General features: G+C 39.2%; 24 protein-coding genes. 17 read left to right on the top strand and 7 right to left on the bottom strand.

Annotated features, from left to right (window positions below; genetic code table 11):
- The first annotated feature begins 13 nt into the window (after window positions 1–13).
- A complete protein-coding gene (locus tag DIZ80_09585; protein RDH82528.1) occupies window positions 14–739 on the top strand; it encodes a phosphoribosyltransferase in 726 nt (241 codons plus the stop codon).
- 9 nt (window positions 740–748) lie between these two features.
- A complete protein-coding gene (locus tag DIZ80_09580; GenBank protein ID RDH82527.1) occupies window positions 749–1,972 on the top strand; it encodes a hypothetical protein in 1,224 nt (407 codons plus the stop codon).
- Between the two features lie 38 nt (window positions 1,973–2,010).
- Here DIZ80_09580 and DIZ80_09575 read toward each other — a convergent pair whose 3' ends face one another.
- Window positions 2,011–2,688 carry a hypothetical protein gene (locus tag DIZ80_09575; protein ID RDH82526.1) on the bottom strand — a complete coding sequence of 226 codons (678 nt, stop codon included), beginning with the start codon at window positions 2,686–2,688 and terminating at the stop codon, window positions 2,011–2,013.
- A 143-nt stretch (window positions 2,689–2,831) separates the two neighbouring features.
- Here DIZ80_09575 and DIZ80_09570 point away from each other — a divergent pair, with 143 nt between their 5' ends.
- A complete protein-coding gene (locus DIZ80_09570) occupies window positions 2,832–3,590 on the top strand; it encodes a permease (protein ID RDH82525.1) in 759 nt (252 codons plus the stop codon).
- 181 nt (window positions 3,591–3,771) lie between these two features.
- Here DIZ80_09570 and DIZ80_09565 read toward each other — a convergent pair whose 3' ends face one another.
- On the bottom strand, window positions 3,772–4,413 hold the full coding sequence (locus tag DIZ80_09565; GenBank protein ID RDH82524.1) for an orotate phosphoribosyltransferase: 642 nt from the start codon (window positions 4,411–4,413) through the stop codon (window positions 3,772–3,774).
- Between the two features lie 62 nt (window positions 4,414–4,475).
- Here DIZ80_09565 and xth point away from each other — a divergent pair, with 62 nt between their 5' ends.
- The gene (gene xth / locus DIZ80_09560; protein RDH82523.1) at window positions 4,476–5,252 is read left to right on the top strand and encodes an exodeoxyribonuclease III; all 777 of its coding nucleotides are present in this window, start codon (window positions 4,476–4,478) and stop codon (window positions 5,250–5,252) included.
- Between the two features lie 83 nt (window positions 5,253–5,335).
- Complete coding sequence (locus DIZ80_09555; protein ID RDH82522.1) at window positions 5,336–6,622, top strand: AmpG family muropeptide MFS transporter; 1,287 nt, start codon at window positions 5,336–5,338, stop codon at window positions 6,620–6,622.
- Here the strand turns inward: DIZ80_09555 and DIZ80_09550 are convergent.
- Both DIZ80_09550 and DIZ80_09545 read right to left on the bottom strand, forming a co-directional pair.
- Complete coding sequence (locus DIZ80_09550) at window positions 6,605–7,336, bottom strand: hypothetical protein (protein RDH82521.1); 732 nt, start codon at window positions 7,334–7,336, stop codon at window positions 6,605–6,607. The genes DIZ80_09555 and DIZ80_09550 overlap by 18 nt on opposite strands.
- A 2-nt stretch (window positions 7,337–7,338) precedes the next feature.
- Window positions 7,339–7,914: an RNA polymerase subunit sigma-24 gene (locus tag DIZ80_09545; protein RDH82520.1), complete on the bottom strand. Its 576-nt coding sequence runs from the start codon at window positions 7,912–7,914 to the stop codon at window positions 7,339–7,341.
- Between the two features lie 198 nt (window positions 7,915–8,112).
- On the opposite strand from DIZ80_09545, the gene DIZ80_09540 reads away from it, so the two are divergent.
- Window positions 8,113–9,726 carry a hypothetical protein gene (locus tag DIZ80_09540; GenBank protein RDH82519.1) on the top strand — a complete coding sequence of 538 codons (1,614 nt, stop codon included), beginning with the start codon at window positions 8,113–8,115 and terminating at the stop codon, window positions 9,724–9,726.
- A 7-nt stretch (window positions 9,727–9,733) separates the two neighbouring features.
- Window positions 9,734–10,372, top strand: a complete 639-nt coding sequence (locus tag DIZ80_09535; GenBank protein ID RDH82518.1) for a hypothetical protein — start codon at window positions 9,734–9,736, stop codon at window positions 10,370–10,372.
- A 97-nt stretch (window positions 10,373–10,469) separates the two neighbouring features.
- Here the strand turns inward: DIZ80_09535 and DIZ80_09530 are convergent, their stop codons facing one another.
- On the bottom strand, window positions 10,470–10,886 hold the full coding sequence (locus DIZ80_09530) for a hypothetical protein (protein RDH82517.1): 417 nt from the start codon (window positions 10,884–10,886) through the stop codon (window positions 10,470–10,472).
- 43 nt (window positions 10,887–10,929) lie between these two features.
- On the opposite strand from DIZ80_09530, the gene DIZ80_09525 reads away from it, so the two are divergent.
- Window positions 10,930–12,081 (top strand): hypothetical protein, encoded by a 1,152-nt coding sequence (locus tag DIZ80_09525; GenBank protein RDH82516.1) that lies wholly within the window; start codon window positions 10,930–10,932, stop codon window positions 12,079–12,081.
- A gap of 24 nt (window positions 12,082–12,105) precedes the next feature.
- Here the strand turns inward: DIZ80_09525 and DIZ80_09520 are convergent, their stop codons facing one another.
- Window positions 12,106–12,585, bottom strand: a complete 480-nt coding sequence (locus DIZ80_09520; protein RDH82515.1) for a hypothetical protein — start codon at window positions 12,583–12,585, stop codon at window positions 12,106–12,108.
- A gap of 175 nt (window positions 12,586–12,760) precedes the next feature.
- On the opposite strand from DIZ80_09520, the gene rpmE reads away from it, so the two are divergent.
- The 7 genes from rpmE (at window position 12,761) to DIZ80_09485 (ending at window position 18,843) form a co-directional block, all read left to right on the top strand.
- Window positions 12,761–12,970, top strand: a complete 210-nt coding sequence (rpmE, locus tag DIZ80_09515; protein ID RDH82514.1) for a 50S ribosomal protein L31 — start codon at window positions 12,761–12,763, stop codon at window positions 12,968–12,970.
- Window positions 12,918–13,796, top strand: coding sequence for a hypothetical protein (locus tag DIZ80_09510; GenBank protein RDH82513.1), 879 nt, complete (start codon window positions 12,918–12,920; stop codon window positions 13,794–13,796). Before rpmE ends, DIZ80_09510 begins: the two co-directional genes overlap by 53 nt.
- A 26-nt stretch (window positions 13,797–13,822) precedes the next feature.
- The gene (locus DIZ80_09505) at window positions 13,823–15,052 is read left to right on the top strand and encodes a malate dehydrogenase (GenBank protein RDH82512.1); all 1,230 of its coding nucleotides are present in this window, start codon (window positions 13,823–13,825) and stop codon (window positions 15,050–15,052) included.
- A 137-nt stretch (window positions 15,053–15,189) separates the two neighbouring features.
- Window positions 15,190–16,119: a malate dehydrogenase gene (mdh, locus tag DIZ80_09500; protein RDH82511.1), complete on the top strand. Its 930-nt coding sequence runs from the start codon at window positions 15,190–15,192 to the stop codon at window positions 16,117–16,119.
- A gap of 56 nt (window positions 16,120–16,175) precedes the next feature.
- On the top strand, window positions 16,176–17,063 hold the full coding sequence (locus DIZ80_09495; protein ID RDH82510.1) for a flap endonuclease: 888 nt from the start codon (window positions 16,176–16,178) through the stop codon (window positions 17,061–17,063).
- A gap of 13 nt (window positions 17,064–17,076) precedes the next feature.
- Window positions 17,077–17,619 (top strand): pseudouridine synthase, encoded by a 543-nt coding sequence (locus tag DIZ80_09490; protein ID RDH82509.1) that lies wholly within the window; start codon window positions 17,077–17,079, stop codon window positions 17,617–17,619.
- Window positions 17,620–18,843: a hypothetical protein gene (locus tag DIZ80_09485; protein RDH82508.1), complete on the top strand. Its 1,224-nt coding sequence runs from the start codon at window positions 17,620–17,622 to the stop codon at window positions 18,841–18,843.
- Window positions 18,844–18,873: 30 nt separating this feature from the next.
- Here the strand turns inward: DIZ80_09485 and ubiA are convergent, their stop codons facing one another.
- Window positions 18,874–19,785 (bottom strand): 4-hydroxybenzoate octaprenyltransferase, encoded by a 912-nt coding sequence (gene ubiA / locus DIZ80_09480; protein RDH82507.1) that lies wholly within the window; start codon window positions 19,783–19,785, stop codon window positions 18,874–18,876.
- Window positions 19,786–19,861: 76 nt separating this feature from the next.
- Between ubiA and DIZ80_09475 the strand changes: the two genes are divergently transcribed.
- Both DIZ80_09475 and DIZ80_09470 read left to right on the top strand, forming a co-directional pair.
- The gene (locus tag DIZ80_09475) at window positions 19,862–21,217 is read left to right on the top strand and encodes a glutathione-disulfide reductase (protein RDH82506.1); all 1,356 of its coding nucleotides are present in this window, start codon (window positions 19,862–19,864) and stop codon (window positions 21,215–21,217) included.
- Between the two features lie 205 nt (window positions 21,218–21,422).
- Window positions 21,423–23,396 carry a hypothetical protein gene (locus DIZ80_09470; GenBank protein RDH82505.1) on the top strand — a complete coding sequence of 658 codons (1,974 nt, stop codon included), beginning with the start codon at window positions 21,423–21,425 and terminating at the stop codon, window positions 23,394–23,396.
- The last annotated feature ends 69 nt before the right edge of the window (window positions 23,397–23,465 follow it).

Genomic DNA, 23,465 nt, shown 5'->3' with positions numbered 1-23,465 from the left:
GAAATAGGGATATATGAAAAAAATACTGGATTTTTTATACCCACCACGTTGTCAGTTATGCGGTAGTGATCAGGGGTTACATCTTTCCAATCAGTTATGCATGGCCTGTGTAGCTGATTTACGCTTCAATAAGGCCGCCTGTCAGATATGCGCTGAGCCTTTAGGGTTTGAATCGTCTGAATCAGGCTTTCAAAGCAAAATATGTGGGCAATGCACTAAATCACCCCCGGTTTTTGATTCGTGCTGGAGTGCATTTGTTTATGCGCAACCACTCGAATGGATGATCCAGCAATTAAAGTTTAATGCTAAGCTAAACATTGCACCTCTATTATCGAGGTTAATGGAGGAAGGGCTGCCACCGAGTTTGTATAAAGAAATGAGACCGGATGTCATTATTCCTATGCCTTTACATAACAGACGTTTAAAACAGAGAGGTTTTAACCAGTCACATTTAATTATTAAACCAATAGCAAAAAAAATAAATTTACCTATAGATTTAAATTCATGTGTGCGTGTACGAGATACAGAACATCAAACAGGAAAAAACGCGCATCAGCGAACATTAAATATAAAAAATGCGTTTGAATTTATTAATAGAAATAACTATCAGCATGTGCTTATCTTTGATGATGTGGTAACCACCGGATCCAGTATATCCGAGTTAAGTAAAACCCTTAAAAAGGAGGGTGTTAAACGAGTTGATGTATGGTGTCTGGCAAGAGCTGAAAAAATAAACTAAAAGAAAATTATGGGAAGTAATAAAATAAATAATAGAAAAGAAAAAGATATAACTTTACCTGGAATAGAAAAATGGATGTTTCAGGAAAAAGTGAAGATGCTTTATCAAAATCAGACGCAGAGCTGGGTAATTTCAATATTGGCCTCGGCTATTATGGCTTATCTTTCGCTTGAAACTCATAATGTAGTAGCAGGTCTTAGCTGGTGGATAGTGTTTGTTTCTATCACGCTCATGCGCACCTGGAATACACGCCGATTTTGCAAAGTGTATAAGGCAGGTACTATTGTAAATTATCGCCACTGGTTTAACCGGTTTTATGTCTTTACTGTTATGGCGGGTATTGGCTGGGGTGTTGGTGGTTTTGTAGTTGGCTCTTACCTCGACTCTTTAGGTCAGGTATTCATATTTATTGTGCTTATTGGTGTGGGTGCGGCAGCTATTCCGTTACTGGGCGTGGTGCAGCGCGTCATGCTTAGTTTTCAGATAATTTCAACAATACCTTATGTGATTTATATATCTATATTACTCGAAGAGCGCGGCATTGTGCTTTTATGTATGTTTTTTCTTTATATGGTTGGTGTTGTTGCTTCTATACGGCGTATGGATATAAATCTAACTCAAAGCATGAAGTTGCAATATGAAAATTCGCAAATGGTTGATACGCTATCTGAATCAAATCAGCAGTTACAGAATGCAAATGAAAAACTTGAAACGTTAACGCTGGAAGATGCATTAACCGAATTACATAATCGTCGATACTTTGAAATGCAGCTGGAAGTAGAGTGGAAACGTGAGTCGCGTGAACATAAAATTCTCACATTAATGGTAATCGATATAGATTATTTTAAACTTTATAATGATACATATGGACATGCTGAAGGTGATGTGTGTCTTAAAACCGTTGCGCAGGTTTTAAAATCCTGTTTACATCGTTCAACAGATATTATTGCGCGTATAGGTGGGGAAGAGTTTGTTGTTATGCTGCCGAATATTAATACAGAAGGTGCGTCTATATTGGCAAAGCAAATGCAGCACCAACTTCATCTAGCTGAATTAACACATGCAACTTCCCCTTTAGGTGAAAACGTTACGGTAAGTATCGGTATAGCATCCGTAATCCCAGGTGAAAATGCTACTGCATTAAGTTTGTTTAAAGCGGCTGATAAAGCGCTTTATAAAGCGAAAGCTAAAGGGCGAAATCAGCTTGTGATTGGTGAAATGGAGCTGCAATAGTGTTTGCGAATATTTAGATCTCAGTTAGTGTTTTATTATTATTGTTGTTCAAGCAATTTTTTTCTGGCTTCGCGTTTTTCTTTCTGTAACTGGCGAAAGCGTTTTACGTCCTGATTAAAAGTTTCAACAAGTTCTTCACGTTCATTGTTTTTGTCTTCGATAAATGCGTAATTGTTTTCTAATTGGCGGCCAACGGAAATAATTTCATTATGCAGATTTTCAGGTGCAACACGACCAGTTTTTTCAATGGAATCAATACGTCCTTTTATGTTGGATAATTTTGTTTCATCATTCTTAATTAAAGTTTCTGATAGAGATATTTGTGAGTCAATAGAATCAAGTCGGGCATCACGTGCAATCATTAAATCGTTTTCGGTGGTAAATGTGTCGAGCAGAACACGGTCTCTCAGGGCCTTTTTTCGGGATGCAATCAGGCGTTTTTTGTTTTCAGCCGCTTCGAGCTTTTGCTTTTTTTGTGATTCTGTCTGCTCTTTTTCTGTTTTATGGGCTTCGGATGTACGTAAAGTAACCCCCTGCTCATTAAGTAGTGAGTGTTCTTTACGCAGGTATTTTGAAGGCACACGATCACCGTAATGAACTTGCCCGTCTTCATCTACCCACTTGTTCAAACCTGCATAAGCGTATGGGGTAAATAGAAAGCCGACAATTATTCCATTTAAAAGCTGTCTCTTAAAACATGTATTTATAATAAACATTAATTCTTATTTCGTTAAGTTTTCGGATGTAAACATATCTAGCTGACACATCTGCCTTTAAGTATAAACACAATTTAGATTTTTTCTGGATTCAGGTGGTATTTAGCACAAAATAGTTTGTTTTAAGTGTAATATCGGGTTTTATGATTGACCTTTCAGAGCAACTTCTTCTTTTTATTGTTTCACTTCTAGCTAATTTTTTCTCTGCTCTGGCAGGGGGAGGGGCTGGTCTTATTCAATTACCCGCATTGATTTTTCTGGGCCTTCCATTTGGTCTGGCTCTGGCTACTCATAAGGTTGCAAGTGTTGCTTTGGGGGTAGGGGCAACTGTTCGTCACCTTAAATCCAGTCGTTTAGAGCGTAAATTTGCGTTATATATTCTTGCCACAGGCCTGCCGGGTGTCATTTTGGGTGCAAGTGTCATATTGCAAATACCTGGCCGGTTGGCAGAGGTGGCATTAGGACTTTTAACTATGGGCTTAGGATTGTATTCATATCTGTCCCCTGAGTTAGGGCAGGCGCTGCAAATTAGAAATCGACACAGGCGAGGTATGTTAATCGGTGGTCTGGCTCTTTTTGGTATGGGCGTACTGAATGGTTCACTGACTTCGGGAACCGGGCTGTTTGTTACCCTGTGGCTGGTACGCTGGTTTGGCCTGGATTATAAAACGGCTGTTGCGTATACCTTGATACTGGTGGGTATTTTCTGGAATGGTAGTGGTGCGGTGGCCCTGGGTGTTCTCGGTGATATTTACTGGATATGGGTGCCTACGTTAATAGCTGGTTCGTTAATAGGTGGGTATTTTGGTGCTCATGTGGGAATTGTTAAAGGTAATAAAGTGATTAAGACGACCTACGAAGTGGTGACCTTGCTGATAGGTATAAAACTTATTGTTGGATGAGCTTTAATAGTTGTAAGTTTCATGAAGCAGGTTTCTACGCTGTCGGCTTCTGGTGGTATGGGTTAAGGGGGCAGAGCGCCAAAAGGCGGCGGTCTGTCCCCGATGGAGGTGATCCACAACAACGTTTACATTCACCAGTAATTTAATCTGATTTAAGTCTGCTTCTGACTAACAGCAGTAACTAACCAACCCCATATTCAGTACGATAAAACTGCATTGCATCCAGCATTTCTTCATCTCCTTTATCCTTAAGGTATTGAATCAGGTGTTTCATGCCTATAATGCTAAACACCTCCAGACCGTATTCATCGTGCAATTCCTGCACAGCAGAGAGTTCGCCTGTACCCTTTTCCTGACGATCCAGAGCAATCAATACACCGATAGCTGTGCCGTTATTATGGTCAATAATATCTATTGCTTCACGAATAGCCGTGCCAGCAGTAATAACATCATCCAGAACTAATACTCTGCCTTCAATTTTGGAGCCGACGATTGAGCCACCTTCTCCGTGATCTTTGGCTTCTTTACGGTTAAATGCGTATGGGATATCCAGGCCGTGATCAATTTGTAAAGCCATCGCTGTTACCGCTACTAGAGGGATTCCTTTGTATGCAGGACCAAATAAAAGATCGTACTGAATGCCACTATCAACAATAGCCTGTGCATAACAACGCCCCATTTCAGCGAGGGCTTTACCGGTATTAAATAAACCGGCATTAAAAAAGTAGGGGCTCTTGCGCCCAGATTTCAGTTTAAATTCGCCAAACTTCAATACATCATACTGCAATGCCAGTTCAATAAAGTTTTTCTGATAATCTTTCATAACCTACCCTGTTTAACCAGCAGCATGTAAAATGCTCGCCAATTTAATTAATGTTGTAACAAATGCGTATTATATCAGTTAACACCAATGGAATTCGAGCCGCAGCGCGAAAAGGTTTTTTTGACTGGCTAAAGAAACAGAAAGCTGACGTTGTCTGTATTCAGGAAACAAAAGCACAGGTACATCAGCTTGAAGATGAGGTGTTTCACCCGCAGGGTTATCACTGCTATTACCATGATGCGGTGAAAAAAGGCTATAGTGGTGTTGCCGTTTTTTGCAGAAAAAAACCCAAAAAAGTTCATATGGGCATAGGTATGCATGATGTTGATCAGGAAGGACGATATATAGAAGTTGAGTTTGATAAGATCAGCGTGATCTCTTTATATATGCATTCAGGCTCATCATCTGAGGAGAGGCTGGCGCTAAAGTTTGATTTTATGCAACGTTTTATGCCTTATTTGCATAAGTTGAGGCGCAAGCGTCGGGAGTTTGTTATTTGTGGTGACTGGAATATTGCCCATAAACAGATAGACATTAAAAACTGGCGCAGTAATCAGCAGAACTCGGGTTTTTTACCGGAAGAACGTGAGTGGTTTACAAAAATGATAGATGAAGTCGGTTATGTTGATGCGTTTCGTGTGGTTAACCAGAAAGCGCATGAGTATACCTGGTGGAGTAACCGGGGGCAGGCGTGGGCTAATAATACGGGGTGGCGCATTGACTATCAGATAGTGACGCCTAAATTAAAAAATACAATTAAAGCGGCTTCTATATATAAAGAAGAGCGTTTTTCCGATCATGCGCCTTTGACGATTGATTATGATTTTACACTGGAATAAATATCATTAAAAACGATCAACACATTAAAAACAATTCATGGGCAAGTGCATTTTTAAAATATAAGCATCCCCGTGTTATTGCTATGTTATTTCTGGGCTTTTCAGCAGGTCTTCCTTTGTTGCTTGTGTTTGGCACGTTATCAGCATGGTTGGCTCGGAGCGGAATTGATAAAAGCACCATTGGTTATATCAGTTGGGTCGCTTTGTTATACGGATTAAAATTTATATGGTCTCCATTAGTTGATCGTCTTCGACTACCAATATTGAATTCATTATTAGGGCAACGACGTAGCTGGATGTTACTTGCGCAGTTCGGTGTGATTGTGGGTTTACTTGCAATGTCTTTCAGTAACCCAAATACTCAATTGAGTGTGCTTGTCTGGGCTGCAATATTAGTTGCGTTTTCCTCAGCAACTCAGGATATTGCCATTGATGCCTGGCGTATAGAAGCTATGCCAGTTGAGTCACAAGGAGCTATGTCTGGAACATATCAAATGGGTTATCGTCTTGGTATGTTGTTAGCTGGTGGCGGCTCTTTTCTTATTGCGCACTATTATTCGTGGCCGATGGCATACACAGTATTATCTATGATAATGGTAATAGGTGTTGTAACAACGATTATTATTTCTGAGCCCGAAAGAAAAGTCTCTGAAGATACCTGGAAACAGGAGAAACGTGTTGTTGAATTTCTTGAAAATGCAACGCATTTATCCAGTAGGGTGAAAGGAATTTATGCATGGGTTATTGGTGCAGTTGTTTGTCCATTCACTGAGTTTTTTAACCGAAATGGTCAGTTCGCAATAGTTGTTTTATTATTTATTGGTTTATTTAGAATTAGTGATATATCAATGGGTATTATGGCCAATCCATTATATGTAGATGTTGGGTATACTGATTTACAAATCGGTTTAGTAACTAAAACAATCGGCCCGATTGTTACGATTGTAGGTGCTTTATTTGGTGGCGCACTCGTTGTGAAATATAAAGTTATACCGGTATTAATGATAGGTGCTATTTTAGTTGTAGTCACTAATTTATTATTTGTGCTTGTGGCTTTGAATCCCCCTGACACAATATTTCTTTCTCTAGTTATTGCCGCAGATAATTTAAGTGCGGGTATTGCCGGGTCAGCTTTTATAGCCTATTTATCAGGCTTAACAAATAAGGCATATACGGCTACGCAATATGCATTGTTTAGTTCTTTGATGTTATTGCCAGCTAAGTTTATAGGCGGTTTTTCGGGAAGTATTGTTGAATCTCATGGTTATGTGTCGTTTTTCTTTTATACGGCTGCGTTAGGTTTACCTGCGATTTTCTTAATAAGGTTATTAAGTAATAATGAAAAGAAAAACTTACGTCTTAACCAGTGATTTAACTTTCTTATAAGTCCATCCTTTCTGTACATAATCAATAATATGATCCATGGCGGGTTTTTCTACACGCACATTATTAATTAAAGTCGGTTGAATGCCTTTGTTTTTCAAAATTCGTATTGAATTGGCACAGGCAATAAAATAAATATTGTCGTGTTTATTTATTATTTTTTTAATGCGATTTTCAAAAGGCGAAATTCCAGCGCGAACAAAATCGAGGCCGCCTGCATTTGCAACTACAGCTATCTGCCCGTTTTTTGAATTATGTTCGTATAAAAAGTTTTCGACATAATCCAGTGTTGCAGAAAAATGTTTTTTATTAGAATTGCTCATATGTAAAAGAATTTTATCGGGATCTTGTTGGTTTGCAGTTGTGCCTGCAATAATTGAGGGTTGATTGTTCTGGCCAAGGTAATATCCGAATGCGCCGGTGCCAAGGCCTATAGTTAAAGCCGTGACTGAAGCTGCGATTGTCATGGCGTACTTTTTCCAGAATGAAACATGTATATTATTTTGTGTTTTTGAAATCGGTGTTGCTGTAGCATAGCCTAGTTTCATTAGATCTTTAGCGCGGCGTAGATTATAAATTCGGTCACGAACCTCAATATCATGATCCATCGTATTGACGATTGACTCACAAGTTTCAGCATCAAGTTCACCATCTACAAATGCAGCTAAAATATGATCATCTATATATTCGTTTTGTTTCATTACTACTTTACTCTATGTATATGGCTTGTTGGTTTTGCAGGCTCGCAGGCTGTGCTATCCATTTTTAATAAAAGATTTTTTCTTGCTCGATGTAAGCGGCTCATAACAGTGCCAATGGGTATATCAAGAACCTTCGCTACATCGCTATAGGAAAACTCTTCCAGATCGACTAATGATATAACCTGACGTTCAACGGACGGTAATGTTGCGACAACCTGTTGTACCTGTTTGACGATAAGAAGTTCCTGACATGTTGTGTAAGGGCCGGAATCTTCTGATGGGATAAGGTCACTGATATCTTCATGATTTTTATTTTTTCTTAAGTGACGATACCAGTTGTTATTTAAAATGGTATATAACCAGGAAAATAACTGGTCTTCATTTCGTAACTGATGGCTTTTATCAATGCCAATAGCTATGGTCTCCTGAATAAGGTCTTCTGCCAGCATCTGATCTCCGCACCAGGCCAGCGCCACTCTATAAAGTCGATCACGAGAAGCTGCAATTTTAGTTTTAACTGTCGATTTTCTTTTAATCATATACCTATAGTAGATGTAAAAAGTCTTCGGTTTATTCATTTTTTCACATAAATATTTTAATTTTTTAATATCTATATTAACTAATGATTAAATGCTTTTAAAAATGAATAAAAGTCAGACTGATTTTCTCTAGTTACTGTAGTCATGAAAACTGGTCATAAAATTTTTTTATTTCGAGTCATTCTGATTGCCTGTGTTTATAGATAGATAACCTGACTAGTTTGATAGGAGTAAATGATGAAAGAATTTATAAAAAAAATAACGACTGTAATCAGCAGTGTTTTAATCTCAGGAGGTGTGTCGGCACATGATATCGGGAGTGCGGGTTTGCCTGTTTGTCTTGAGGCCAACTTTATGATGGCGGATGCCATGAATAATAATCCCCCTGTATTTGCTCCGTTTGCAACAGCAAATGGTCCTGGCCGAGTTGTAGAAATGAATATATTTACCGGTAAACGTGGTATCACGGTGAATACTCCTTTTAATCCAGGAAATTCTGGTTCAGCTGTTTGCCCTGAAGGCGTTGCATGTCCTGGTCCGTGGAAACCGACCGGTGTTTTATCCGGTGGAATGAATGGACACGCATTCATTAGTAGTGCTGCTCAGCATGCATTAACTGAATTACATCGTGATGGCACGCCTATACGAACCGTTAAACTACCAATGGATGACGATCCACGTTTTGGAACAGTGCCTCGTTTACTGGGATCTCAGATGATGCCTAATGGCAATATCATTCAGAATGTGTGTGATGCGAATTTTTTTAATGCGGTAAATTCTGATCAGGAAGCGGGTTTCAATGATCCATTAGGCGGTAGTAATGATTCGTTTAAATATTTCCCCCCGGTGTATTCAACAACAGCACGAGCGCAAAATAGCCGAATGCTGGTAGTTGATCAGGAAACGCTGGAAGTGATAGATGAGTTTAGTGCACCTGATGATCCGCGATGGACCTGTATGGCAGGAATAGCGTTTACTGATGAAGGTATGTTCGTCAGTATGTTTCATGGTTCAGCGGTATTTGTTATTGACTGGAAAGCAGGTGTAGAAAAAGAAAGCTGTGGTGTTGGTTGTAACAAGGGCAGTACGGATGATGATGTAAAAAAAGGACATCATCGTGAAAAAATGCATGACGAATATGATGACGATGACCTGTTTAAATTTGGTAAGCGTAAAAATGTGGCGAAAGTTATCCGTGTAATTGATTTTCTTGGTCATGATGCTGATCTTAATGATCCTAATCGCCGTGACTCATTACGTGCGATTACATTTGATGAGGGTGGAAATTTATATGCTACAAATCGTGTTCGATCAAAAGCATGTGTTAAAGGTGAAGCCGGTTGTAATCCGAGCGTATTTCGTCAGCGTATCGATATAGTGCCATTTGGTGAAGATCACCCAACACGGACGATTGCGCTTGATCCGGGTGTAAATGTTATTGCCGGTATACGGACTAATCGTATGTCAGGGCCAGGTTGTGATTATGTAACTGCAGAGGCGATTGCAAATGGTGAGTCTACAGATAATGTTTGTGATGTAGAAACATTACTGGTTGCAGCGTCAGCTATGAACCCGGGTTGTGATAAAAATAATGATGGTGTTCCCGGCCCGGGACACCCTGCAAATCGCTGTTTTGTGCCCGGCGGTTATGTTGCAGAATATCGCATAGACCTGGATCATGTTGATGGCGCAACTGGCAGCTGTTCAGGTAACCCGAATGATGGCTGGGGTGCTGGAGAAGGAAATGAAGGTTGTGCTTTACCTATAGCAACTTTCTTTGGTGAAGTTAATGGTGAAGACAATATGGATCCACGTATGTTAATGACGATCCATGAGGCATTTATTCAATAAATAGATATTGTTTATTGATTTATTATTGTTAAAAATTCGATGGGCAGGTTCTTATGCTCATCGAATTTTAAATCATGAGGAAGTGATGATGAAATCTTTAATGCCTGTTACATTTATTGTTGTTTTCACCGTCCTGTCCGTTTTGTTAATTAGATCTGGTCAGGTAGAAACTGCAGTTATTAAACCACTGGAAAAAATTAATCCGTCTGGTCGAATACTGCAATATGGTGTTTATGGTCTGGTGAGAGGCGGTAGAATAGTTGATAGTAAAATTACTACAACAGGAAAAGCTGTTTCTAAACCCGTTATACAGCAAGTAGAGCAAACTAATTATGTGCCCATACGTAAGGATGTATATTTTGCTTATCAGTATAGGCTGTCGAATTTGCCAATAAATAAATCAGTTATAAAATTAAAGAGGGTATTAGGTCACCCTGAAATTATGTTGCCCGATGGAACAAAGACAACCCGTTCTGAATACTTCATAAAAGGCAGAGTTAAGCGTGGTGAAGTTTTCGCGTTTGATGGTTATGCGATGAATGAAAATTATGAAATGGTCGAAGGCGACTGGGTTTTTCAGATATGGTATGAAGGTAAAAAAATGGTTGAACAGAAATTTACCAGTTATAAGGTGGTTAATAAGTAATCAACTCGTATTTTAAGGTTATAATGTATTGTAGATATATCGGGTGTGTCTGCCATTCTATTGATTTATGTTTTGGCTAAGAAATAATAGAGATACCCTAACGCTCAATAATGAGTTCATTGTTAGTGTTAATGTGGAAGTCGGGTGATGATAGTTGCTGTCCAGTTTTTTTGTCATGACCATTTAAATCGTATTCAAGATCGATGCAAACGGGTCTTATTGTCAAATTATTTACATTAAGCTTGCAGCCATAAATCGGATCGTTAGCCCAGAATACAGCGTGACTTTTTTCAGTTTTTATTACTAATATTTCGCGCTGTTCAGTTTTAAAATAAGTGTGTGAATTGTTTTTTAATGTTGCTAAAGAGAAAACATAAGCTGGCTCGCTTTCTGGTGTTGGCTCAACGTCTGAAGATGAGAATAATCCGGCCGTAAATATATATACAACCGAAATAATTGACACGTATATAAAAGCTTTATAAGTGTAAAGAAGTAAGTAGCGCCTTTCAATCATGATTATTTGTAAATACCTATGTTATATGTTGTAAAATGCTACGATGCCTAATTTTACAGTATTACCGCCCTTATCATTATATATCCATCTTCCCTGGTGTGTAAAAAAATGCCCTTATTGCGATTTCAATTCGCATACTTATGAGTCGGGCCTGCCAGAAGATGAATATATTAATTCACTCATTTCCGATCTTGAACAGCAACTACCAGAGATATGGGGAAGACGTATTGTGTCTGTTTTTATTGGCGGAGGCACCCCAAGCCTGTTTTCTGCTGAATCGATTAACCGATTACTTAGTACTGTGCGTAGCCATTTGAATTGTTTGCCTGATATGGAAGTGACCATGGAAGCGAACCCGGGTACAGTGGAACAAAATAAGTTTAATGGTTTTTTTGAAGCTGGTATTAATCGCCTGTCGATTGGCGTGCAAAGTTTTGATGATGCAAAATTACAGGCTCTTGGGCGGATCCATAATGCTGATGAGGCTGTTAATGCAATTGCAGTTGCCAGAAAGGCTGGTTTTGAAAATATTAATATTGATTTAATGTTTGGTTTACCTGGCCAGAGTCTGCATCAGAGTCTGGGTGATTTGCAACAGGCTATTGACCTGTCACCTCAGCATGTCTCCTGGTATCAGCTCACTATTGAGCCGAATACTTTTTTTTATAGTCATCCACCTGTTGTTCCTGAAGATGATGATATCTGGGAAATGCAGCAACAGGGGCAGGATCTATTATCGCGTGCAGGTTATAAGCAATATGAAATTTCTGCATATGCAAAAAAGAATCAGCAGTGTGCACATAATTTAAATTACTGGCAGTTTGGTGATTATCTGGCGCTGGGCGCAGGTGCTCATGGGAAAATTAGCCGTGCTGATACGGGTGAGATAAGTCGATACTGGCAAAGCAGAAAACCAGCAGATTACATGCAGGCTAGTGTAGAAAATAAAACATCAGGTCGGGAAGTTTTAGGTGAGGATCAGACTGTCTTTGAGTTTATGCTAAATGCGCTAAGATTAAAGCAGGGATTTGAAATCGATACATTTGAGCTGACTACGGGTTTAAATGCTGCGCTGATACAGGATAAATGTAATCAGGCTATTGCTGAGGGTTTATTAGAAAAAAAACCTGGAGGCTTTGTTGCCACCAGGCAGGGTTATCTGTTTTTAAATGATCTGATAAATGTATTTTCTTAATTTATAGCGTGTGACGCGATGACTCTACTTCTTGCCTAATATATCATTAAGCATTTTTTGTTGTGCTTCTGTCTGTTCATTGGCTTTACTGGTAGTGTTCTTAACGTCGTCCATTAGTTTTTTAGCGCCGTCAGGTGAGTAAATATTGCCAATTCTTGTAACCTGTGACTTTTGTTCTGTTTTTTCTTTTTCTTCCGGTGATTTGTATGCGTTTAGTAAGTTTGTATTGGCATGAATTTCTTTCTTTTCGTATGTGCCCTGACCAATCGGCGGATTAGCACCAAAGTGAGTAATGCCTTTCTCATCTTTCCATTGATAGACCGTTACATCTTTTTCGACTACTGCATTGCCCATATCTGAGACACCTTTTGATGCGCTATCAGTAATGCTTGAAATATCGGGAATTTTGAGTACTCCACCACCACCCAGTATGTATTGATAACCAAAGAACATGACGCCCAGTGTAACACCGGCCTTTAATAACAATTTGAATAGAAATTTCACACGCTAACCCCTTATGAAAGCTGTCAAAAATGCAGCTAGAATACTACTTGTACTGTAATTTATTATTTAATTTCAGATATTAGCAGAAAAACACCCCTATTACCCCTTGCTGATTCGCCATTAAACGAGTAATATACGCGGCTCTTTACGGCACCAAGGCTATGAGGATCTCAAAATGAGACCAGATATACACCCAGATTATCATGATGTTAAAGTAACGTGCAGCTGTGGCAATGAATTTGACACTCGTTCTACTTACAAAAGTGACGCACTTTCTATAGAAGTATGCTCACAATGTCACCCTTTCTTTACTGGTAAGCAGAAGATTTTAGATTCTGCCGGTCAGATTGATAAATTCCGCAAACGTTTTGGTGGCAAGAAGTAATTCTTTGCAGCTTAAATTAAATTTGCTGAAAAAGGCGCTGATTGTCAGCGCCTTTTTTTATGTGTCGATTTTTAATGCGTTAGCAGGCAATTGCCCACCTCAGCATATTGATGAATCGGTCAGAGTAAATTACGTTTATGATGGTGATACCCTGCAATTAGAAGATGGCCGGAAAATCAGACTTCTGGGTATCGATACACCTGAAGTCTTTAGTAAACATAACGTCATCAGTGAAGATATTAAGCTAGGTGGTGAGCGTGCAAAAGCAGAATTACAAAAGCAGCTGAGCCTGGTAAATAATCGAGTAAGTCTGGCTTATGGGCCGCAGCGTTTCGACCGGTATAAACGCACATTGGCTCATGTGTTTTTGCCTGATGGTAAAAATATGCAGGCCTGGTTGATCGCTCACGGGCATGCCATTGCTTTTACTACACCGCCTAATGACAGGATGAGTGACTGTTATAAAAAACAGGAAAAGCAGGCTATAGATCTCGGGTTAGGCATCTGGGAGCTTCCCCAGTATCAGTTAAAACAGGCATCACAACTGAATAAATCCAGTCGGGGCTTTCATCGGTTGCAGGCGAAGGTAACGCGAGTCTGGCAGAGTAACCATAGTATTACTCTTTTTCTCGACGACCGTGTTGAAGTTAAAATTTATAAAAATGATTTAATGAATTTTAATGCACATATGTTGAATAATTTAGAATTTAAAAAAGTGTTGATTCGAGGCTGGTTACACGTCAAAAAATCAGATACTCAACATAAGAATAAAATAAGTTTTATTATGACGCTACGTCATCCGGATGCCATTAAAGTGGTACACTGAAAAGATAATAACCTGGCTTAAAAATAATGAATGAAGAAGATAAAAAACGCGCTCTGGACTATCACCAGTTTCCATCACCTGGAAAAATAGGGACAGATATAACCAAGCCCTGTAATACGCAAGATGACCTTTCACTGGCATATACTCCGGGTGTAGCCGAGCCGGTCAGGGCGATTGCTGATGATCCTGAAATGGCATATGACTATACTGCTAAAGGTAATCTGGTTGGTGTAATTACAAATGGCAGCGCAGTTCTTGGCCTGGGAAATGTGGGCGCATTAGCGGGCAAACCGGTAATGGAAGGTAAAGCCGTTTTGTTTAAGCGTTTTTCAAATATAGATGTGTTTGATATTGAAGTTAATGCAGATGTGCCAAAAGATTTTATTGATACGGTTGCACGTATTGCGCCGACATTCGGTGGTATTAATCTGGAAGATATAAAAGCACCGGAATGTTTCGAAATTGAGCGTACTTTAGATAGTATGCTGGATATACCTGTTTTTCATGATGATCAGCACGGAACCGCTATTATCATTGCGGCTGGTTTGCTTAATGCACTGGATTTACAGGGCAAAAAAATAGAAGAAGCCCGTATTGTGTGCATGGGGGCTGGTGCAGCAGGAATTGCATCAATGCGTTTACTGCAGGGTTTAGGTATACGTAAGGAAAATCTAATTTTGCTAGATCGAAATGGGGTTATTCATACTGGTCGTGACGATCTTAATATTTATAAAGCTGAATTTGCTGTTAAAACAGAACGTAGAACAGCGTTAGATGCAATGCAGGATGCCGATGTATTCATCGGGGTCTCCGGGCCGAATCTGCTAACAGCTGAAATGGTTCTTGCGATGGCACCTAATCCCATTGTTTTTGCTTTGTCTAATCCAACACCTGAGATAGACCCTGTTCTGGCGAAAAGTACTCGTGATGATTTAATTATGGCAACAGGACGTAGTGATTATCCTAATCAGGTGAATAATGTACTTGGATTCCCGTATATATTCAGGGGTGCATTAGATGCAGGTGCGACGACAATCACTCAGGAAATGCATATAGCTGCAGTGAATGAAATTCGCAGTCTTGCAAAAGACCCTGTTCCAAAATCAGTATTAAATGCATATGGCCTGGATCATCTGGAATTTGGTCCTGAATATATTATTCCAAAACCCGTCGATCCAAGACTTATTGAGCGTGTCCCTGCAGCAGTTGCTCAGGCAGCGATTGATAGTGGTGTTTCAAAGCATCACCATACTTAAACCGTTATATATTCTGCGTTAATTCGCAGGGTATAAGCCGTGTCATCCACTGATCTTTAACTCAGTCGCAACTCCTCGCGAAATTTTAGTCTAAACTCATATAAAAACTAAAAATAATATTTCACAAGGTGAGTGACATGAAAAAAATCACAGTAGTGGGTGCAGGTCGTGTGGGTGAATCCACCGCACAATTTATAGCTTCAAAAGATCTCTGTCGTGAAATTGTCCTTATAGATATTCGTGAAGGTGCTGCTGAAGGTGCAGCACTGGATATTCAGGAAGATGCTCCGCTATTCCGTTTTGATACTCGCCTGACTGGCGGTACCGATTATTCATTAATGGCTGATTCAGACCTCATTATCATTACCGCAGGTGTGCCGAGAAAACCGGGTATGTCACGCTCTGATGTGTTGGAAACAAATGTAAGAGTGACTGATAGTATTATAGAAAACACATTGAAATATGCGCCTAACAGTAAAATGTTATTTGTTTCAAATCCAGTTGATATTCTAACCTATCGTGCATGGCAGAAAACAGGTTGGGACCGTAGTCGAATACTAGGGCAGGCCGGTGTGCTTGACTCAACCAGAATGGCGAGTTTTATTGCAATGGAAACGGGGTATTCTGCACTGGATATAGATGCAATGGTGCTGGGTGGTCATGGCGATTCAATGGTGCCAATGATGCGTTTTACAACTATCTCGGGTATTCCGGTGAGTAACTTTATGGATCAGAAAACCATAGATGATATTGTTACACGCACACGTAATGGTGGAGCCGAAATTTTAGCTTTACGTCAGAATAGCAGTGCTTTTGATGCACCAGCCGCCGCCGTTGCTGCGATGGTCGATGCGATTGTGAATGATCGTAAACGCATTTTACCTACAGTGGCTATTCTTAAAAATGAATATGGCTGTGATGAGCTGGCAATTGGCGTGCCCTGTGTACTGGGTAAAAATGGTATGGAAAAAGTAATAACTCTTGAGATGAATAAAGAAGAGCAGCTTAATTTTGATCGGTCAGTAGAGGCGGTTGAAAAAGACATGGAAACGTTATCGAAATTATAAACAGGTTAGGTTTGCCCTTCCTGTTCCAGCGCTCGTAATGCTGTTAAAATAAGCCGATGAATAAACGCGCCTATTTAATTGATTCCAGTATTTATGTCTTTCGTGGCTGGCATGTCTTTGATGATGCTATTACAGATAGAGATGGAAATCCCACAAATGCAGTATATGGATTTACTGAGTTTTTATATCAACTGTTCGAGCAGAAGCAACCCGAATTTATAGCCTGTGCATTTGATGCTCATCAGACAAACTCTTATCGTCGTGAAATTTTTCCAGAATACAAGGCAAATCGCCCACCAGCACCAGAAGAGCTCATTGTTCAGTTTCGTTATTGTCGAGAATTCTGTCGAGCAATGGGGATACCCGAGTTTGGTAGTAATCGTTTTGAAGCAGATGATATTATTGGTACATTAGCAACTCGCTTAAGAGATGAAGGTTTTGATATTACCATTGTTACTGCGGATAAAGATTTAACGCAACTTGTATTAGGTGAGCGTGATGCGTGGTGGGATTTTGCTCGTGGCAATGTTTTGAATCACAAAGGTGTTGAGAAACAGTTCGGTGTCAAACCGGAAAAAATTGCGGACATGCTTGCATTGGCTGGAGATAAAGTCGATAACATTCCCGGCATCCCGGGAGTGGGATATAAAATGGCATCAAACTTATTAAATAAATTTGATAATGTAGATGATATTTTAAATAATATAGAAAACATCTCAAAAATGAAATTTCGCGGATCAGCTCGCATACAAAATCTGGTTGAAGAGCATCAGGGGTTGTTGCCGACAAACAAACGATTAACTGAAATTGTGACAGATGCTGTTTTTGATAACCATGATCAGCATATTCTCTGGCAAGGTATACCAGACGAAGAAACCTTTCATGAGTTATTTGATAAATTAAATGTGAGTGATCAGAGAAGAAAACGCTGGTTACAGATTTAAGGTAGAGAGTTAAATGAGTCAGTTAATTTTATTTAACAAACCTTATGGTGTTATTTGTCAGTTTAGCCCACATGAAAAACATCAGAGTTTGTCTGAATATATTTCTATAAAAGATATTTATCCTGCAGGGCGCCTTGATCATGACTCTGAAGGTTTGTTGTTGTTAACTGATAACGGAAAACTACAGCATAAAATATCAGACCCAAAAAATAAAATGAAAAAAACTTACTGGGTTCAGGTCGATAAAGAAATAACACCTGATGCCATTGAGCAGCTTAGAAAAGGTGTGATGTTAAAAGATGGAAAAACAAAACCAGCTCAGGCGAGAATTATTTCAGAGCCAGAAAATTTATGGTCAAGAGATCCTCCTGTCAGATTTAGAAAAAACATACCGACTAGCTGGATCGAGCTGACGATAAGTGAAGGGAAAAACCGTCAGGTAAGAAGAATGACGGCGGCAGTTGGATTTCCTACGTTACGTTTAATTCGTTATCAAATAGGGTGCTGGAATTTAGATAATATTTCACCTGGTAAATATATTGAGGCAAATGCTTAAATGAAATTAACGCCTCTGTTGTTAATGTCACTGATGCCTTCTTTATCATATGCTGAGTTTTATCAATGCACCAACCAACAGGGTTTTGTGATATATCAGGATGTAAAGTGTAAAGAGAGTGATGCGCTGATCGATAAATCAGATGTGGTGAAAGAATTAAACACCAGTGCTCCCCCTGTTTATAAAGCGGGTTCTTTAGATGTAAACTTACTCAAAAACTCATCATTTGAAAATGAATTAGTAGACTGGAAAGTGCCGACAGGTGTTAATTGGGTTTCTAATAAAGGAGTGAACGCAGGTGCAGCACTGGTTTTTCAGGCGACAATACCACCTGAAGATAAATATATACATGAAACAACCGTTGAACAATGTGTTGTGCTTGGGCAAGGTGAAAAATTTAAATTATCTGCACAATTTAAAGCAGAGAAAAAGCTGGTAGGTAAGTATGCATCCAGTGCCAGGTTTGCAAACAGAGCGAATATAATCTGGTATGAATCTGAGGATTGCTCCAGAGGAGGGCAGTTTGGAGGTTATATTGAGCCGACAAATACCTATGGCTGGCAGTCTCTTACGGGTAATGATTTGAAGCCTGCGTTTCAGGCTAAAGCAGCAAAAATAACAATTGTACAAAATGGGCGTTATTCTCGTGGGCATAAAGCTTTTTGGGATAATATCTCATTTGTTGCAAGCGAGGTATTTGAGCAATCGAATAAAAGTGATAAAAAGCCGAATGCTAAATATACATTAGCATCAAATAAAAATTATATAAAAAATTCCAGTTTTAAAAAAGATCTATCATCCTGGCATGCCTGGAGAGCGAAGTGGGTATTTAAGGGGAATAAATCTCAGGGGTCGGCTAAAGTTGTATTGATATCAAAAAAAGCAGGTCTGGGTGTGGGCGTTCTTGATCAGTGTATTAATATAGGCGGCAATACGCAATTTGATTTTGGAGCCAGCATGAAAAAAGATAGAGGTTCAACCCGTTCTGGTGGTGGACGTATCAGAGTCAGCTGGAATGAAAAAGAAAACTGTTCAGGTCGTTCAAAAATAGATAATAAATCGGCTGATGTAAACGATGTGTATGGTTGGCAAAATTTACAGGTAAATAATCTTGTTGCGCCTCAAGGTGCTCAAAGTGTACACATTGAATTAATACAGAGTGTATCTGGAAAAGGAAAGTTTATACTGTATTGGGATGATGTTTTTTTTAAAGCTGTGAGATAATATTCTGCTGTTAGCAGAATTAAAAATAAATTATGCTTTATAGTAATCAACAAATAACCCCATAAATATGCACAAGCCAAACCAGTTATTATTAACAAACGCCTGAATGCATTTTTGCCTGTCGCGATCTTTAATTAAATACTGCTGATAAATCGCGAGTCCGCTAGCAGCTGCCAGTCCAATGTAATAATAAAGTCCGAGATTAGAACTGCTACCAATTAAAACCAGGTCAAAAATTAACAATACCTGTAATAACCCGACAATGAGTTTGTCTGCATCACCAAATAAAATAGCGGTGGACTTCACACCAATTTGCAGGTCATCTTCACGGTCAGCCATGGCATACATGGTGTCATAAGCGGTTGCCCATAATATAGTGGCCATAAAAATAAGCCAGGTAATCGCTGTTATTTCATTTGCCTGTGCAGTAAAAGCCATCGGGGCAGCCCAGCCAAAAGCTATGCCTAGATGAACCTGTGGCATATAGTGAAAACGTTTTGCGAACGGGTAACTGGCTGCTAGAGCAATGCCAACAAAACTCATGTAGATTGTCAGGGGGTTCATTAATAGAACAAGCGCAAAAGCGGTTATTGATAGTGTGGCAAATACGGCTAATGTTTCTTTGCTGGTAACGCGCCCTGCGGCTAATGGGCGATCTTTGGTGCGTTCAACATGGGGGTCAATATCCCGGTCTGCAAAGTCATTAATAGCACAGCCCGCGGAACGCATTAAAAAAACGCCGGTCATAAATACGAATAATACCAGCGCATCGGGCATGCCTTTAGCAGCAATCCACAATGCCCAGAGCGTGGGCCAGAGTAACAGGTAAACGCCTATAGGGCGGTCCAGTCGAATGAGAAGGCTGTATTGTTCAAGTCGGTCGAGCAGGTGCTGGTATCCTGATGATGAGTTTAGTTTTTTGAGTTTATTGAATAACAACATTGAGCCGGGGTGTTCCAGTGATAGATGTGCTGGTATATTACCCGACCTAAATTAATAGATCACTACGGGTTTTAACATGTCAGATAAATACGATTACGATTTAATTGCAATTGGTGCGGGTAGCGGTGGTTTATCTGTGGCAGAGCGAGCAGCGGCATACGGCATGAAGTGCGCAGTTGTTGAGAGCGGAAAAATGGGCGGAACCTGTGTGAATGTGGGCTGCGTGCCTAAGAAAATAATGTGGTTTGGAGCTAACCTGGCTCATGCGATGAGCGATGCTAAAGATTATGGCTTTGATATTGATAATAAAGGTTTTGACTGGGGGCACCTTGTTAAAAAGCGAGAAAATTACATTTCAGGTATAAATAACTGGTATCACAACTATCTTGCTGACTCGAATGTTGATGAACTGGTTGGCTTTGCTTCTTTTGTAGATGAGCATACCGTTGATATCGATGGTAAGCAGTTTACAGCAAATCACATTATGGTTTCTCCCGGAACAACTCCAAGCGTGCCGGATATAAAAGGTGCAGAGCTGGGTATTACATCTGATGGCTTTTTTGAGCTAACTGAACGCCCAAAAAGGGTGGCAATTATTGGTTCGGGTTATATTGCTGTGGAGCTTGCCGGTGTTTTAAATGCACTAGGCAGTGAAGTTTGTATGTATCTGCGTAAAGAACATTTATTGCGTTCATTTGATGCCATGTTACGTGAAACCTTACTAGAAGAAATGCTGGATCAGGGCGTAAATATCATGCCGAGCACTCAAATTAAGGAAATCGTTAAAGAAGAAGATGGCACATTATCTTTATGTGATGATAAAGGAAATAAAAATACCGGTTATGACCAGTTAATCTGGGCAATTGGTCGTCATCCGAATACGCAGGGCATGAATCTAGATGCGGTGAATTTACAGATTGATGAACAGGGTTATATTGTTACGGATATCTATCAGAAAACAAATATTGATAATATTTTTGCATTGGGCGATGTGACTGGACGCGCACCCTTAACGCCTGTTGCTATTGCGGCAGGACGCCGTCTTGCAGACAGGCTTTATAATAATCAAACAGATCGTCACCTGGATTATAAGTTGATAGCTACTGTTGTGTTCAGTCACCCGCCAATTGGTACGGTTGGATTAACGGAAGGTGAAGCGAGAAAAGAACATGGTAGTGCGGTGAAAATATATCAAACACGTTTTACTGCTATGTATAATTCGATGACAAGCCATGAAGTGCCGACTGCGATGAAACTTGTATGTATAGGCGCTCAGGAAAAAGTAGTTGGTTGTCATATAATCGGCCCGGGATCAGATGAAATGTTACAGGGTTTTGCTGTGGCCATGCGCATGGGGGCTACTAAAAAAGACTTTGATGATACAGTGGCTATTCATCCAACCAGTTCTGAAGAGCTGGTTACAATGCGTTAAATTTTTGAAGCAAGGTATAAGTATTTCTATACCTTGCTTTATAAATGATACGGCTATAAACACCCCCTCACCTATAAATAGCTTTTATCAGGATGATTAATAATTTTTTATTTATACTGAATCGCTTTCCTATTTCAGGCTATTAGCTATCCGATAAAAAACATAGACTATACTTGATTGACTGAAGTTATCATTGTCATTGTTTATGTTGTATATACCGCTCATAAATCCTAAACGTCTTAGTATTGCCAGAAACATAAGATTAACCCTTGCGGCGGGTCTTCTTATGTCATGTGTTCTGGTTACTGTTATTGGTTTAACTTCATGGTATGCGTTGAAGTCTTTAAATGAAAAATTAGAAAATATGGTTACCTCTCAGGTAAAAACAGCATATATATACGATATGCGTATAGCGGCAAGAGAGCGTAATTTGCATATAATGAAAATGCTGGCTTCTAATGATATTTTTGTGATTGATGATGAATGGATGGGCTTCAGAAATGAAGGAACAAAGTTTTTAATCGCTCGAGAAGCTTATAAGAAACAGGTATTAAATGAAGGTGAAAATAATAATGAAATAAAGTTTTTAAGCGAACAGCGAGAATTATCAAAAAAAGCAGTGGCGCTTCAGTATGAAATGCATCAAATGAAGATGGATGGGAATATAGATGGTGCAATGAAAAAATTAAACGAACACTTTGTCTATCAGGTGGGAGTGTTTTCCTTGTTAGATAATATGTTGATAAGTCAGAAAAGCATTAATTCATTAAACGTTGAAGAAACTCGAAGTTCACAGGAAGCAGCTGTAAAAAAAGTTGTATTGTTAAGTTCGGTTGTAGTTATAGTTATATTTTTTATGACATCTTATATGATTAAACGCCTTTCTCAACAGGCGGTGGATATTGAAAATGAAAGTATGAAATTCAAAGCATTAATAGAAGGTAGCATGGACGCTGTGCTGGTTCTTGAAATGCATAATGTTATTGATGGAAATGTTAATGCATTAAGTATGTTTGGTGTGAGTTCATTAAAGGAGTTGAATAGAGTTGGTCTGGATTATTATTCGAAATTTTCAGATGTGAAATCATCAGATGATAGTGATGAAATATTTAGTGCGATAAACCATGTTCTTGTTGACGTTAAAAGAAGATATCAGTGGGAGTTTGTTAATGATAAAGGAAAGGGTTTTCCTGCCGACGTTGAATTAACAGGCATTGAGCTGGAAGGTAATAAGTATGTTCAAATGGTTATACGTGACGTTACTGAAAGAGAAAAAAATCAGCAGGAGTTATTGGAAGCAAATAATAATCTAGAGCAAAAAGTACTGGATAGAACATCAGAATTAAATGAGCTAAATAAAAAAATGGTTGATATTGCGAGAAGTGCCGGCATGGCCGAAGTTGCAAGTGGTGTATTGCATAATGTAGGGAATGTTTTAAATAGTGTTAATGTATCAACGGCCCTGTTAAAAGATCAGATAAAAGTAGGGCGTCTGGATAATATAGAAAAACTAGCAACCATGTTATCTGAAAATAGAGATAATCTTGCAGAGTTTCTTGAAAATGATGAGAAAGGAAAGTTAATAATTGAATATATAGAGCAGTTGTCAGAGCATGTGAAACAGGATAAGGAAAATCAGTTAGAGGAAATAGAAACACTGGCAGGTAATGTCGACCATATAAAAAGCATTATATCTATGCAGCAAACCTATTCAGGAAAAATGGGTGTTATTGATAAAGTTAAAGCCAGCACAGTTCTGGAAGATGCGATTAATATAAATATATCCAGTTTGAAAAAGCATGGAGTTAATCTTGTTCGTTCGTATGAAAATGATCCTGTAGTATTGGTAGATAAACATAAGTTAATTCAAATTCTGGTCAATCTGATTAGCAATGCAAAATATGCTGTTTTGAATGGTAAGCAGGTGTCGAAAATTATTGTGGTTAAAATAGTCAGGAAAAAAGATGAAGTCGTATATTCTGTTGAAGACAATGGTATAGGTATAGAAGAGAAAGATGTGGCGAGAATATTTGAATTTGGATTTAAGAAGAGGATAGGCGGTCATGGATATGGTTTGCATCACAGTGCCTTGATGGCGAAGGAGCTGGGAGGGCTCATTAGCGTAGAAAGTAAAGGGCTTGGTGAAGGCGCTATATTTACATTAACTATACCTGTCTGACGGTTTCCGGTCTGGACAATGGTAGAAATCAAGTCTAACCTTTAGATAATACTATATGTCTATATACTG

The organism is endosymbiont of Galathealinum brachiosum (assembly GCA_003349885.1).
Lineage (GTDB): Bacteria > Pseudomonadota > Gammaproteobacteria > SZUA-229 > SZUA-229 > SZUA-229.
The sequence above is the reverse complement of the archived record's forward strand: the minus strand, read 5'-3'. Positions and strand labels throughout refer to the sequence as shown.

Coding starts and splice junctions, on each gene's coding strand:
- DIZ80_09585 (RDH82528.1), top strand. CDS start 14: ATGAAAAAAATACTGGATTTTTTATACCCACCACGTTGTCAGTTATGC.
- DIZ80_09485 (RDH82508.1), top strand. CDS start 17,620: ATGAAATTAACGCCTCTGTTGTTAATGTCACTGATGCCTTCTTTATCA.
- DIZ80_09495 (RDH82510.1), top strand. CDS start 16,176: ATGAATAAACGCGCCTATTTAATTGATTCCAGTATTTATGTCTTTCGT.
- DIZ80_09525 (RDH82516.1), top strand. CDS start 10,930: ATGCCTAATTTTACAGTATTACCGCCCTTATCATTATATATCCATCTT.
- DIZ80_09545 (RDH82520.1), bottom strand. CDS start 7,914: ATGAATAAACCGAAGACTTTTTACATCTACTATAGGTATATGATTAAA.
- DIZ80_09490 (RDH82509.1), top strand. CDS start 17,077: ATGAGTCAGTTAATTTTATTTAACAAACCTTATGGTGTTATTTGTCAG.
- DIZ80_09575 (RDH82526.1), bottom strand. CDS start 2,688: ATGTTTATTATAAATACATGTTTTAAGAGACAGCTTTTAAATGGAATA.
- DIZ80_09555 (RDH82522.1), top strand. CDS start 5,336: ATGTTATTTCTGGGCTTTTCAGCAGGTCTTCCTTTGTTGCTTGTGTTT.
- DIZ80_09580 (RDH82527.1), top strand. CDS start 749: ATGGGAAGTAATAAAATAAATAATAGAAAAGAAAAAGATATAACTTTA.
- DIZ80_09470 (RDH82505.1), top strand. CDS start 21,423: ATGTTGTATATACCGCTCATAAATCCTAAACGTCTTAGTATTGCCAGA.
- DIZ80_09570 (RDH82525.1), top strand. CDS start 2,832: ATGATTGACCTTTCAGAGCAACTTCTTCTTTTTATTGTTTCACTTCTA.
- DIZ80_09540 (RDH82519.1), top strand. CDS start 8,113: ATGAAAGAATTTATAAAAAAAATAACGACTGTAATCAGCAGTGTTTTA.
- rpmE (RDH82514.1), top strand. CDS start 12,761: ATGAGACCAGATATACACCCAGATTATCATGATGTTAAAGTAACGTGC.
- DIZ80_09565 (RDH82524.1), bottom strand. CDS start 4,413: ATGAAAGATTATCAGAAAAACTTTATTGAACTGGCATTGCAGTATGAT.
- DIZ80_09505 (RDH82512.1), top strand. CDS start 13,823: ATGAATGAAGAAGATAAAAAACGCGCTCTGGACTATCACCAGTTTCCA.
- DIZ80_09550 (RDH82521.1), bottom strand. CDS start 7,336: ATGAAACAAAACGAATATATAGATGATCATATTTTAGCTGCATTTGTA.
- mdh (RDH82511.1), top strand. CDS start 15,190: ATGAAAAAAATCACAGTAGTGGGTGCAGGTCGTGTGGGTGAATCCACC.
- DIZ80_09475 (RDH82506.1), top strand. CDS start 19,862: ATGTCAGATAAATACGATTACGATTTAATTGCAATTGGTGCGGGTAGC.
- xth (RDH82523.1), top strand. CDS start 4,476: ATGCGTATTATATCAGTTAACACCAATGGAATTCGAGCCGCAGCGCGA.
- DIZ80_09530 (RDH82517.1), bottom strand. CDS start 10,886: ATGATTGAAAGGCGCTACTTACTTCTTTACACTTATAAAGCTTTTATA.
- ubiA (RDH82507.1), bottom strand. CDS start 19,785: ATGTTGTTATTCAATAAACTCAAAAAACTAAACTCATCATCAGGATAC.